At 56.8% G+C, this 13,029-nt stretch carries 13 protein-coding genes; 10 read left to right on the forward strand and 3 right to left on the reverse strand.

Annotation, left to right across the window (positions count from 1 at the left end):
- Positions 1-7 precede the first annotated feature (7 nt).
- The 4 genes from ACQZ63_RS26875 (at position 8) to ACQZ63_RS26890 (ending at position 3,566) form a co-directional block, all read left to right on the forward strand.
- Complete coding sequence (locus ACQZ63_RS26875) at positions 8-889, forward strand: sugar phosphate isomerase/epimerase family protein (protein ID WP_448799574.1); 882 nt, start codon at positions 8-10, stop codon at positions 887-889.
- On the forward strand, positions 886-1,881 hold the full coding sequence (locus ACQZ63_RS26880) for a Gfo/Idh/MocA family protein (protein ID WP_448799575.1): 996 nt from the start codon (positions 886-888) through the stop codon (positions 1,879-1,881). Before ACQZ63_RS26875 ends, ACQZ63_RS26880 begins: the two co-directional genes overlap by 4 nt.
- A 140-nt stretch (positions 1,882-2,021) precedes the next feature.
- Complete coding sequence (locus ACQZ63_RS26885; RefSeq protein WP_448799576.1) at positions 2,022-2,447, forward strand: GlcG/HbpS family heme-binding protein; 426 nt, start codon at positions 2,022-2,024, stop codon at positions 2,445-2,447.
- Positions 2,448-2,930: 483 nt separating this feature from the next.
- Positions 2,931-3,566 (forward strand): GNAT family N-acetyltransferase, encoded by a 636-nt coding sequence (locus tag ACQZ63_RS26890; RefSeq protein WP_448799577.1) that lies wholly within the window; start codon positions 2,931-2,933, stop codon positions 3,564-3,566.
- Between the two features lie 396 nt (positions 3,567-3,962).
- Here ACQZ63_RS26890 and ACQZ63_RS26895 read toward each other — a convergent pair whose 3' ends face one another.
- Positions 3,963-5,129: a serine hydrolase domain-containing protein gene (locus tag ACQZ63_RS26895; protein WP_112651451.1), complete on the reverse strand. Its 1,167-nt coding sequence runs from the start codon at positions 5,127-5,129 to the stop codon at positions 3,963-3,965.
- 16 nt (positions 5,130-5,145) lie between these two features.
- The gene (locus ACQZ63_RS26900) at positions 5,146-6,345 is read right to left on the reverse strand and encodes an MFS transporter (RefSeq protein WP_448799578.1); all 1,200 of its coding nucleotides are present in this window, start codon (positions 6,343-6,345) and stop codon (positions 5,146-5,148) included.
- A 99-nt stretch (positions 6,346-6,444) separates the two neighbouring features.
- On the opposite strand from ACQZ63_RS26900, the gene ACQZ63_RS26905 reads away from it, so the two are divergent.
- Together ACQZ63_RS26905 and ACQZ63_RS26910 are read left to right on the forward strand one after the other, a co-directional pair.
- A complete protein-coding gene (locus ACQZ63_RS26905) occupies positions 6,445-7,341 on the forward strand; it encodes a LysR family transcriptional regulator (protein WP_448799579.1) in 897 nt (298 codons plus the stop codon).
- 98 nt (positions 7,342-7,439) lie between these two features.
- Entirely contained in the window at positions 7,440-7,814 is a 375-nt protein-coding gene (locus ACQZ63_RS26910) for an SDR family NAD(P)-dependent oxidoreductase (RefSeq protein WP_448799580.1), read from the forward strand.
- A 1,025-nt stretch (positions 7,815-8,839) separates the two neighbouring features.
- Here the strand turns inward: ACQZ63_RS26910 and ACQZ63_RS26915 are convergent.
- A complete protein-coding gene (locus ACQZ63_RS26915) occupies positions 8,840-8,989 on the reverse strand; it encodes a nucleotidyltransferase domain-containing protein (protein ID WP_323131579.1) in 150 nt (49 codons plus the stop codon).
- Positions 8,990-9,140: 151 nt separating this feature from the next.
- Here ACQZ63_RS26915 and ACQZ63_RS26920 point away from each other — a divergent pair, with 151 nt between their 5' ends.
- From ACQZ63_RS26920 to ACQZ63_RS26935, 4 genes are all read left to right on the forward strand, one after another.
- A complete protein-coding gene (locus ACQZ63_RS26920) occupies positions 9,141-9,263 on the forward strand; it encodes a hypothetical protein (RefSeq protein WP_448799581.1) in 123 nt (40 codons plus the stop codon).
- Positions 9,264-9,741: 478 nt separating this feature from the next.
- Positions 9,742-11,247: an ABC transporter substrate-binding protein gene (locus ACQZ63_RS26925; protein WP_448799582.1), complete on the forward strand. Its 1,506-nt coding sequence runs from the start codon at positions 9,742-9,744 to the stop codon at positions 11,245-11,247.
- A gap of 22 nt (positions 11,248-11,269) precedes the next feature.
- On the forward strand, positions 11,270-12,214 hold the full coding sequence (locus ACQZ63_RS26930) for an ABC transporter permease (protein WP_111796705.1): 945 nt from the start codon (positions 11,270-11,272) through the stop codon (positions 12,212-12,214).
- Entirely contained in the window at positions 12,211-13,026 is an 816-nt protein-coding gene (locus ACQZ63_RS26935) for an ABC transporter permease (RefSeq protein WP_038495639.1), read from the forward strand. Before ACQZ63_RS26930 ends, ACQZ63_RS26935 begins: the two co-directional genes overlap by 4 nt.
- Positions 13,027-13,029: the final 3 nt, after the last annotated feature.

Raw genomic sequence — 13,029 nt, forward strand, 5'->3', positions numbered from 1 at the left:
TGCAAACATGAACCCTATAGGGCTGATTTCAATGCAATATGCCCGCCCGTTTACGGCCGAGCATTTCCAATTATTCTCGAAGATGCGCGAGCATGGTTATGACTTTGTTGAACTTCTTGTTCCCGAACTAGGTGAACTCGACATCAAGGCGACAAAAAAAGCTCTCGATGATGCCGGTCTGGGCGTTGTTCTCGCCGCACGTGTGAACTTGCAGAGGAACTTGTCCTCTGCCGACGCAGACGTCCACCGCGCGGGCATCGATTACCTGAAATACTCGGTGGACTGCGGCGTCGGTCTCGGTGCGAAGGTCGTCGGGGGGCCTCTCACAGGAAACCCTCTGGTATTTGCAGGCCGTGCACCACAGGTCGTAGAAGAGGCTGAGCGCCTTGCCCGAAAAGATCGATGTGTCAGAGGGCTGAAGGAAGCGGGAGATTACGCGAAAAAGGCTGGCATTGTCCTGGCGGTCGAGCCGCTGAACCGTTTCGAGAGTGATGTGCTTTGTACGACGCAGCAGGCGATGGAACTGCTTGATGCTGTTGATCATCCGGCTGTGAAGCTTATGCTAGACACCTTCCACATGCACATGGAAGAGAGTTCGCTAGCCGAAGCCATCCGGCTCGGTGGGGATCGTCTTGTACACTTTCAGGCGAACGAGAACCATCGTGGCTTCCCCGGCACTGGCCTGACGGACTGGGTCGAGGTTTGCCGCGCCCTCCATGAGGTTGGCTACAACGGACCAATCTCGCTCGAACCCTTCCGTCGCACGGATGACCGTTTCGGTGTTCCTTTCGCCCAGTGGCGGGCACCCCACGAAGACGAGAGCGATCGCCTATCAGCGTCGAGCGCGTTCATCAAATCTCACCTCCTGCTTACGGAATATCGTCGATGACAATGAAAATCGGTTGGATCGGTTGCGGCATTCACGCAACCCAGATGCTGCTTCCGCAGCTTGTTCGCCACGACGTCGAACTCGTTGCGCTTTGCGATATCGATGGGGCGCGGCTGCATGACGCCGGACGGCAATTTGGAGTCACCAATCTCGTGACTAACGTTGCCGATCTTTTGAAGACACCGGGCCTTGATGCGGTCGGCATGGCGGTTGGCCCTGACCAGCACTTGGCGTTCGGGAAGGCGGCTCTTGAACGGGGTTTACCTGTTTTCATGGAAAAGCCACCGTCCGGCAGTGCGGCGGGTGCTCGTGAACTTTTGGCCGCTTCGGAAAAAGCTAAGAAGCCGCTTCTTCTTGGCTTCATGAAGCGTTACTCAATCGGCAACCGAATGGCTGCCAATATCGTCAAATCCGGTCGTTTCGGCGATGTTCTGGGTTTGACCGGGTACTACATGACTGCGCCTGGATATTTTGTTGGTAACGTCGACTATACAGGCTTCTTTCTCCACCATTGCGTTCACTACATGGATCTCGTGTCGTTTCTTGTTTCCCCTGTCCGCTCGATTACAGCCCGTAAGGTGGAGAAAACACCGGGACGTGTGCTCTTCCACGTTGGCTTCGAATTTGAATGCGGAGCTATCGGGAATGTGGCCATGGGCACAATCCAGTCAAGGGGCACGCCAGTAGAGCGCATCGAGCTGATGGGCGATCACCAGCGTATCGAAGTGGACGACGTGATTGACATCAAATGGCACCGTAATCCGCCATTCAAGATTGATGATCTTGGAGCGACACTCAAGGAAGACTGCGACACGCTGACATGGAAGCCAAATTTTACGGCGGCGGCCAATGAAGATCCTAAGGGGTACTACTCTCTGCTTGGCGACGTCGTACCTGCGCTTGGCGGAGCAAGTACCCCTGCGCCGACTATTGTCGAGGGCGTCGTCGCGATGGAGCGCTTGGAAACCCTTCGCCGCGAACTTGCGCTGTAATGTTCGAACGAGTGTCGCGTCGAGGATTGAGCCGACTTTATTGGCAGAAGACATCAAGGTGACACTCTGGGTCGGCCATGCTTTGAAAATATTCAGCGCGTGGCTGGATAAAAGACAATCTGTATTTGGAGGAACAGCACATGTTGATGATCGAGCGTTTGGATATAGAGGATGCACGTTGCTTGATTGCTGGTGCGCGAGCCAAAGCGACGGAAATAGGCGTGCCAATGTGTATTGCTATTGTCGACGAATCCGGTCAGTTGATCGCATTTGAGCGTATGGACGGTGGTAAAATCACCAGTACAATTATTGCGCAAGACAAGGCTTATACCGCTGCAGGCGCCAAACGTACGACGGAGAGTTATGGCGTGGCAAGCCAGCCTGGTAGCCCCGCCTATGGCATCAATTCTGCGATCGGTGGACGTCTGATGATTGTCGGCGGCGGATTGCCGGTGGCCGTCGGCGGAGAAATTGTGGGCGGTATCGGGCTCAGTTCGGGAACGCCGGCACAGGATACGGAATGTGCACAAGCCGGGATTGACCACTTCCTGGCTTCCAGAAACTAGGCTTGCGAAAAGTTGTATAAACCTGGAAGATGATGGCTGCCGACACAAGCTCAAAAGACGGCCGACACACTCTGGAGACGGGATGCGCGTCGTCGCCAATGACCAAGCTAGTCTAGGCGATGGCTATCCCGCGGTTCGCTACGCGCATTAGTGAAGCTCCACTGGAAAGCCCCGTGAGTGTCCTAGGCGCTTTCAAATGTCGGCATCGGCCAACATTGCTCCGGTCTTTGACCTTCACCACGTCCGCAGCAGCATAGCGGCAATCTAGACAAGACACTAAGGCAAATATCGATGCAATCCTAAAGCAAGTCCGAATAATGACTCTTCATGCGACTTTGTGGTTGCAGTGCGGTCACTTTGCAATTCAATGTCGTCTCGGTTGGGAGCATACTGATGAAAAGTGCGGCATTAGATAGAAAAACCACAGAATTCCATTTCAGGCACTGATTTCCATGGCTAATTTAGGAAATCTATAAACGTTGCATGGCATCGGCCGCAAATAATGTACGTTGCGCCGCCAAGCGGTACGCTGCAATGGCGCTGGCAAGAGCGCGATCAAGGATCGATGGAATGGACTTGGCGTATCGCCTCCCGGAGGAATTCTTCACAGAGCGGTTTCTAGTCAGGCGGGTTCAACCATCTGATGGCGACGCAATCTTTTCTGGTTGGGCAACTGATCGTGAAGTGACGAAATATCTCACTTGGCGTCCGCACACAGACCTTTCCCAGACGCAGGAAGCTGCGGAACGCTCCTATCTGGAGTGGGAAGGTGGCTCCACGTTTCCAGCGGTCATTTGCCGACGCGAAGTGCCGAGCGAACTTGTTGGAAGGATTGACGCGCGACTGGCGGGACCGAGAGTTTCCTACGGTTGGCTTGTCCGGAAGGATCACTGGGGACAGGGCGTTGCGACTGAAGTGGTAAAATGGGCAATCGAGCATGCCCTTACCCATCCGATGATCTATCGCACCGAGGCAGCTTGTGATGTCATGAACGTGGCCTCAGCACGTGTGATGGAAAAGGCTGGTATGACCCAGGAAGCGTTGCTTCGGCGGTATCTTTTCCATCCAAATTTGTCGAACGAACCAAGGGACGCTTTCCTGTATTCCAAAGTTCGCTGAGACCGTCCCGGGTTACCAGTCCGGCTGTAGCTTCCCGCATAAACCAACTGGGTCTCTCACGAGCGACTCCTATGCGAAATCCAAGGTAAAACCTGGATCATGTTCAGGATGATACGCATACAGCTCTAATCTCCCCGCGGCCTTCAGTCGCCGGACGGTGTCAACATCAGGATGAGCCCGCCCTAATCGTGGCGATTCATCACGAATGAATGGATCTCATGAAGCTGTTGGCTAATCGTGTGAACGAATGATACTTCGGTGAAGGGAGATTATCTGCGCGAGACGGATAAATCGTTGTTATAGCATGGTCGCAAAGAGGGGCGCCTGTTTGAACCCGCCTAAAGGCGTAGTCTTCGATTAGAATTGTTGGATAGCATCGCTAATTTCACTTGTCGCTCATGACGCCTCCGCCATCGCTGCATAGATCGCCCGACTGATATCGGTAGAAAACCGCCCGGCGCCGGACATGCCTTCAAATGCGGTATTGGTTAGGGCCACAACTGTCAGGCCGTTAATTGGGTCAGTGAACCAGCTATGCCCGTAGGCCCCGCCCCAGCGCCAGGTGCCTGCCGGCTCGGCGACGCCTGCGGCCTGGCTGTCGCGCAGTACCGAAAAACCGAGGCCATAGCCCCAGCCCGGCGATCCCTCGATGTCGATCCCGGCTATCTGGTCGCGCGCCATCGCGGAGGCATGATCGGCAGTCATCATATCACCGCCGCCCTGCCGTAACGCTTCAATCAGCTGCAACACATCGAACGCTGTGCCGACCATACCGGCGCCGCCTGAAGGAAAAGCCTTGGTATCAAACACCCGTGATGGATCCATCATCACGCTTGCCATACCGGGGAGCAATGGCAAGCAGTCCGGTTCGTGCATCCGGCGGGGACGTGGCGTGGCGTCCGCGTATGCAGCCGTAACCCGGGATGGATCGGAAAGCGCGAAACCGGTATCCTTAAGACCGAGCGGCTCGGTGACGAGCTTGCGGATGGACTCCGGCAAGGCGAGCCCTGTTGCCGCCTCAATCACCGCACCCACAACATCTATCCCCAACGAATAGCGGAATGCCGACCCCGGAGCGAAGGAGAGGGGGACGCCGGCAAGGCGCCGGATGTTGTCGGCAAGCGTCAGGTCGGCGCGGTCCATACCGTCCGACACGCCTGCTTGGGCGAGAGGCCCGCCTTCCGGCTCAAAAAAGCCGTAGCTGAGCCCTGCGCTGTGACTGAGCAGATGACGCAAGGTGATAAGAGCCGGTCGTCCCTCGAAGGTCGGCGTGAACGCCGGTAGCCATTCCGTGATTGGTCGATCGAGATCCAGTATCCCGCGACTGACCAGCGCTAGGGCAGCCGCAGCGGAGAAGAGTTTCGAGACGGAGGCCAGTCGGAAGATAGCGTCAGTTCGCATCTCCGTGCCGGCATCCCGGTCGGCGAGCCCTGCTGCGCGGCAATATATTGTTTTGCCGTCGAGCGCGACAAGGACGACAGCACCTACGATGCGTTCGGCTGCAATCGCGCCGTCTATCACGGCGTCCAGGCGCGATACGATCGAAGAATTTGAGGATGTCATGAGAATTTCCTTTGGATCAGGGATTGGTAGCCGGTGGGAAGGCATGATGGCGTGCAAGAAGTGTTGTGATGAATGCCGGGACGAGGAGGATAAGAATGGCTGGGGCGAAGCCGCCAACGCCACTCTGCTGCAGGATCAACCCGCCGACGATACCGCCACCGGCGATGGCCAGGTTCCAGGCGGTGACCAACATGGATTGAGCAACATCGGCAGCATCGCCTGCGGTATTCGAAAGAGCGGTCTGAAACAGCGTGGCGGTTCCGCCAAAAGCGAGGCCCCAGACCGCGATTGCACCGTAGACAACCGCTGGGTTCTCACCCCATAGCCCAAGCGCCAGCGCTGCAAGCCCGAACAAAGCGATGCTGGCGAGCGACAGGCTTCGCAGTTGACGGTCAATCAGGACACCGACGATCCAGATGGCTGCCAGTGCTGTCGTGCCGAAGACCAGAAGCACAAGATCGGTCCGCGCTGCCATGCCGGCCTCGACCAAGAACGGGGCGATATAGGTGTACAGGATGTTGTGAGCGAGGACGAAGGCAATGGTGACGAACAGGACCGGGCGCACGCCGGGCAGAGTAAACACCGTGCCGAGCCCGCGGCGACGCTCCATAGGCTGGCCTTCGAAGTCCGGCACCTTCGCGATAACCCAAACAACCAGTACCAGAGTCAAGCCGCTGATGAGGCCAAAACACGCCCTCCACCCGAGGAGGGTGCCCAGAAAAGTACCGGCCGGAATGCCAAGCGACAGCGCGAGCGGCGTGCCCACCATGGCCACCGCGATAGCCCGTCCCTTTAGTGCCTCGGGCACCATGCGTGCCGCATAGCCTGCGAGCAACGCCCAGAGCAACCCGGCCGAAACGCCGGCACAAAATCGTGCGACCATCGTCAGCAGATAGCTAGAGGAGACGGCTGTAACTGTATTGGCGATTGCGAAACCGGCGATGGCAGCGAGGAGTAGCCGCCGCCGTCGTATGCCTTGCGTCGCCGCCGTCAGCGGGATCGCGGCGATGAGCGATCCAATCGCGTAGATCGTCACCATCTGGCCCACCAGTGCGTCCGACACGGCAAGGCCCGCGCCGATCTGCGGCAGCAAAGCTGCGGGCAACGCCTCGGTCAGAATGGTGATGAAGCCGGCCATGGCCAGTGCGAGCAGGCCCGAGAGCGGCAGACGACGAGGTTGGGGCGGGTCGACGGGGGACGCGGCGAATAAGTGCATGTTTGTCATGCCCTGACCATAAGCCGGTCGCCGCGATTGGAGAATTATGCTAGAGTTCTCATCATATCGGACATAGATATCCGCAATAGGGACCAGTGGATGGAACATCTCGGCGCATTGAATGCCTTCGTTCAAACGGCAGATTGCGGTAGTTTTGCGGGTGCAGCCGCGAGGCTTGGCGTTTCTGGCTCGGCCATCGGCAAGGCGGTCGCGCGGCTGGAAGAGCGGCTTGCCGTTCGCCTCTTCCATCGCTCGACGCGCTCGTTGACGCTGACTGCGGAAGGAGCTCTGTTCCTCGATCGCTGCCGCCGGATATTCAGCGAGATCGAGGCCGCTGAACTGGAGCTGTCGCAAATCCGTCAGGCGCCGCGCGGACGTCTTCGTGTCAGCCTGCCACTAATCGGCATGCTGATGATGCCCGCAGTCATGGCCTTCATGCGTGCCTATCCCGAGATCGAGCTTGACCTCGACTTCACCGACCGGCTGGTGGATGTGATCGACGAAGGTTTCGATGCCGTGGTCCGAACGGGCGAAGCCCGGGACTCGCGATTGATGATGCGTCGGGCAGGGGCATTCTCGCACCGGATCGTCGGATCGCCCGATTATCTCGCGGCGCGTGGCGTGCCTTCGACGCCCGACGATCTGCTCGGTCACGCCTGCCATCATCACAAATATCCGTCCACCGGCAAGCTGGAGCGCTGGCCGATGGTGGCGGACGGCGCGACCCTTGAACTTGTTCTTCCCGTGACATCGGTAGCAAGCACGCTCGAGCCGCAGATCTGCCTGACCGAGGGGGGCTTCGGGCTTGCATGCCTGCCGCACTTCGCGATCCGGGAGCAGCTCCGGCGAGGTACGCTGGTCAGCGTGCTTGAGGACTATATGCAAGAGGTCGGTGCCTTCCACATCCTCTGGCCGGCAAACCGGCATCCCTCGCCGAAGGTGTCCGCCTTCGTCTCCTTTATGGCTGAAAACCTTCTGCGTGAGCAACATAGGTGATTTGTCATTCGCGCGTTCGCACCAAACCTCGTGGCCTTAGGCCTCACTGGCGGCAACTGACGTTCGCTTGAAGGGATCAGGAGATCGTCCGCGCCTACGTGGCCAGCGCAAAGGCCAAGGGGCGCGACGACATTTCCGCCCATTCCGAAAGCCGCTCGCCAGCACTCGTCCAGCCGCCTGAGGCATGGCGTTCAGCGGTCGATTCGAGGCGGGTTTCGATCTTTTCGATCACCGACGCGCTTGCATACGGCATGATCGAACGTCAATGGGGTCGCATCATCATCATCGGTTCATCGGGCATCGAGCGACCCATTGCCGGTTTCGCCCTGTCGAAAGCGGTTCGCGCCGCGGTCGCCGGGTGGTCGAAAACGCTGTCGACGCAGCGCGCGCCTCACTGGGTCACGGTCAACATGATCCTGCCTCGCCGGAGTGACACCGACCGCGTTCGCGTGCTGGATGACATCAGGGCTTGAAACATCGCCCTTGAGCTAGCTGCCGTGCAGGAAGCGTCGCGAACGGACATCCCCCGGGAGAGAACGAGTTCAATCATGGTCGGTCAAATATGCGTAGCTCGGGCTTGATCTCAAACTGGTAAGAACACCGATACCATGGTCAGCAACAAAAAATTCGAATCTTCCCGGTTCAAGACTAAGGGGGACATAACCGGTGTCGTTTCGTTGACTGCGGGTCGACCACTTTGGCCCAGAGTCCGTAAAGCGCTGCGACGAATTTACTACTGTGGTCGCTGGAAAAAAACCGGCGCTGGTACTAGCCGCTTAAGTCGATTGACCATGTCTGTGCAAGCGTCGGGGTTTGAAACCAACATGGTGACGGGCATTAATCCGAACGGATGTAGTTCTTCGAAAAACCACGTACCTCCCCGATGAGTAATAAAGTGACCGAAATGCCGAGGGTCCAACCACCTCGACCCGTTGCGTCCCCGCAGGTGCGCGGGAAAGATATGAATCAGCTCAAGGAATGCGCCTAAGGACGGTACCCGATGGCAGGTCGGCCACTGCGCCGTTCTGCAGGGCCAAGGAAACATCGTCGGTGAAATCGTTTGTGAGCGCTTCGATGAGTCACCTTTGGACTGATGCCGTATCTTGGTCATGGTAGCGACCGCGAATAAAGAGGACCTCTTCGTTAAGGTTGTGCTCCAGCAACTCGGCGCTAACACGAGCAATTCATCGGGAACGTGCCGTGATGCTTCGGAGACGATTTCCAGCCCACGGTTGACGGCAAGCTTGTTCAAAGTCCGCTAATGTCTTACCGGTCGTGTGGCTCTGAATGCCTTCAATTTCTTCCAGCATTTCCGCCAGAACAGGCTCTACTTTTCGCTTTACCATCATAAAGCTCGAACAGCCGATTGGTCGTTGTCGTGGCGAAGCATGGGATGGTGGCTATTGCGAGTGGTCACATCGACCTCTATGGCCAGCTTTTCTTCAAGAAACTGCTGAACCCCAAGTAGGTCCAGAAGCGAGAACTTTTTGGAAGGGTCTTAATCAATGAAAACGTCTAAATCGCTGGAAGAGCCGGCTTCATCCCGCGCTGTTGATCCAAATAGATAAGGCCCGTCGCGCCCATGCCGTTTATGGCGCGATCGTGCTTCTTTAAGCGTCGGATGGCAATGGTTCGGTCCATGACCCAAATGTTATATCAACCTCCGAGAACCATCTACATGCTTTACCTATTACAGACCGGGCGACATGATCGGGCCAAAGAGAGCTGCTGCGCAGTCTGCCCGGTCTGATCCTGGAGTGAATTTAGTCCATCCCGTCTTTCTCAGCCCGGGTCACGATATGGGTAAAGCGGCGGTGGATACCGATTTCCATGGCCAGCATTCGGCCGACGATGCGTTGATAACTGTCGATGTCAGTGGTTTCCACCGTCAGGAAATAATAGACGCCACCGCCACTGACTAGCAGGACACAATTTCCGCTTTGGCGCTGACAGCGCTCTAGAAGCGTTTGAAATCCACCGGCGATGGCTGGCCAGTGTTACGTCCATCCGCACCCAAACGGGCAGTTGTTCAGCCCTTGATAAGCGGGCGTGAAAACCAGTGACCAAACCTTGTGCCTCAATCCGTTTCAATCGCGCCCAAGCCGGGGTGGTCGACAAACCAACGGCTACGCCGGCGTCTGTTTGGTCAGGCGTCCGTGGAGCTTCATTGCCTCGATAATGCGCAGGCCTATTACATCCAGTTTCAGTTTTTCCTCCATGGGCCGCCGCAGACAGTTGCAGCATGATGTAAGTGGGGTGGCTCGAACATGTTTCCATGATGCATATCGAAACATGCTTGACTATGATTTTTACATATGAAATGTTTTTTGCATCAACATAAAACAAGAGGGCGAACTTATGTCACTGTCGAAACCGGCCTTGCGTGCATTATTTGCATCTGTGGCCCTGACTCTTCCCGGATTGGCTGTAGCCAATACGCTGAACGTGCAGATTACCGCTGATATCAGAAGCTCCCAACCGGGCATAAACCGCGATGCTGGCACGGATTCCGTCATGCTCAACGTGGTTGAAGGGCTGGTTGCTGCAGGTGAAAAGGGTGAAGTTCGCCCGATGCTGGCTAAGGAATGGACGGTATCCGACGATGGAAAAACCTATACATTTACGCTGCGTGACGGCGTGAAATTCCACAATGGCGAGACGATGACCGCTTACGATGTGCAGTGGAGCCTCGAGAAGCTAATTCGTGACCCGGAATTCAGCTGCAAGACATTTTTTGATGGGAGTCGCGACGCACGGGTCCAGACAATCGTGGCGAAGGAAAACACGGTTATTGTTACGCTTGATCGTCCAGATGCGATGTTCCTGAACTACATGGCGCAGGCGCAGTGTGGATCCACCGGTATCGTGCACCGTGCCTCGTTCGGAGATGACGGCAAGTGGAAGGCGCCAGTCGCCACCGGTCCGTTTGAGTTCGGCGAATGGAAACGCGGGCAAGGACTGACACTGAAGAAATTCGCTGACTATTCTATCTCAGGAGAGCAGCCCGATGGTTACGGCGGACGCAAGGAAGTTCTTGTTGATGAGGTGAAATATGTTGTTGTGCCGGACACCGCAACGGCGGTGGCCGGTCTCAAAAGTGGCGCTCTTGATGTGCTGCCCTACCTGCCGCCGGGTGAGGCCGCAAAGTTGAAGGACGAAAAGGACTTCAACATTGTTGCGGCTCCTCACGGTGGCCTCGTGACCATGCTGTTCCAGACCGCCGATCCGTTGATGTCGAAGGTTGCAATGCGTCAGGCTGTCATTGCCGCGCTGGATACACCGCAGATCGTTGATTCCGTAACCTACGGGCTGGGTGTTCCCAACAATTCGCTCGTTGCGTCCGGCTCGCTTTATCATACGGCGGCACATGACAAGGGTTACAGTTATGACCCTGATGCCGTGAAGGCACTGCTGGCCAAGGCCGGTTACAAAGGCGAGAAGATCAACATTCTCACCAACCGTCGCTCGGCCATCAACTATGATACCGCAATCATCGCGCAGGCCATGTTGCAGTCTGCCGGTATCAATGCGGAAATCGAAGTACTTGAATGGGCAAGCCAACTCGACCGCTTCAATAGCGGTAAATACCAGATCATGGCATTCAATTATTCCAACCGTACCGAGCCGGCGCTCGCCTATCAGACGGTTGTCGGTTCGAAAGCCAAGAAGGCCAATGCTGTCTGGGATGATGCTGATGTTAGCAAACTCGTCAATCAGGCGCTGCAGGAAACCGATCAGGCAAAACGTCAGGCGATCTTTGATGACCTGCATACCCGTTTTCTGGAGCAGGCACCTTTGGTCATGCTCGCCAACGGTCTCGATGTCGGCGTGTCCGGCCCGAAGGTAAAGGGATATCGCACCTGGCAGGGCTTCGCCCGCTTCTGGGGTGTTGAGAAAACCCAGTGAAAATGACTGGCGGATACTGACGATGCTGAAATTCGCCCTGAGCCGATTATTGTCGGCAGTCCCCACCCTGTTCATCGTCTCGGTGGCGGTGTTTGGCCTCATCCGCCTGATACCCGGCGACCCGGCCAGTCTGATGCTCGGCGATCTCGCCGATGCGGATGCGCTGGCCGCCGCCCGCAGGTCGATGGGATTGGATAAACCCGTGCCACTGCAATTTGTCATCTGGCTTGGCAATGCCGTGCAAGGTGACCTCGGCCACTCTGTGCTGAATGGCCAGCCGGTGCTTGATCTTGTGTTGCAGCGTTTTTCGACCAGTGCGTGGATGGTACTGATTGCAGTTGGTCTTTCCGTTCTTATTGCCGTGCCACTCGGCATGGCGGCGGCATGGAAACAGAATGGGGGACTTGATCTTGCTATTGTTGCTATGTCCACTTTGCTGCTTTCAATCCCGACCTTCTGGTTGGGATTGATGATCCTGCTCGGCTTCGGCCTCAAACTCGGCTGGTTACCGGTACTGGGTTATGTTTCGGTCACTGACGACCCGATTGCCGGATTGATCTACCTGATCATGCCAGTGGCAACTCTGGTGCTACATGAAGTAGGCATTATCGTTCGTATGGCCCGTGCCTCGACGCTTGATGTGCTGCGGCTGGATTACATTACTCATGCCCGCGCCAAGGGGTTGGGTGAGGCGGCGGTGCTTCTGCGCCATGCGGCACGTAATGCTTTTGGCCCAACCTGGACGCTTATTGGCTTGGTTCTTGGCAACCTTCTTGGCGGTGTTGCCGTGGTGGAAACCGTGTTCACCATTCCAGGCCTCGGTAGACTGATAGTCGATTCCATTTACGCTCGTGATTACGCCGTCGTGCAGGGTTGCTTGCTGTTTGTGGCCGTCACTTACCTGCTCGTCAATCTGCTGGTTGACCTGCTCTATCCCCTGTTCGATCCGAGAGTGACTGCAGAATGAAACGCCATCAACGAAACCGTATCCTCGGCGGCGCCCTTCTCGCCTGTTTTCTCGGGGCGGCGCTTGCCGGACGCATCTGGACACCTTTCGATCCGATGCGCATCGATCTGCGCTCCAAGCTGCAGGCACCAAACGCTACTCACTGGCTTGGCACCGATGAATTCGGTCGCGACGTGTTGTCTCGGCTAATGACAGCAGCAGGAACCAGTGTCTCTATTAGCCTCGTGACGGTGTGCATTGCAGTTCTCGCCGGCGTGTCGTTTGGTGTTCTGGCGGGTTACGCTCGTGGCTGGACGGACCGCGTCATCATGGCATTGAACGATGCGCTACTGGCTTTTCCCAGCATGTTGCTGGCGCTGGCATTGCTGTCGATTACCGGTGCCAATATGTACGGCATCATTCTGGCGCTCGGCATTGCCTATACGCCCTCCATGGTGCGGGTGGTGCGCGGTTCGGTGCTGTCACTGCGTGAACGGGAATTTATAGAAGCGTCCCGCATCATGGGCAATTCGGCTGTCTATACCATGTTCCGCCACATAGTGCCGAACTGCCTTGGTCCGGTAATCGTGCTGGCAACCTCCATGTTCGGATCGGTCCTGCTGACTGAGAGTGCACTCAGCTTCCTTGGTCTTGGTGTGCCTCCGCCAGCGCCGACCTGGGGCAACATGCTGGCCAGTGGCCGTCCGCACATCGCCGAAGCTGTCTGGCTCGGCATCTTCCCGGGTCTCTGCATCTCCCTGTCACTACTTGGCATAAATCTGTTCGGAGATGCGATCCGCGATCGTTTCGACCCCCGCATGCGAGGATTGTAAGCA

The sequence above is a fragment of the Agrobacterium sp. CG160-95 genome (genome assembly GCF_053521725.1).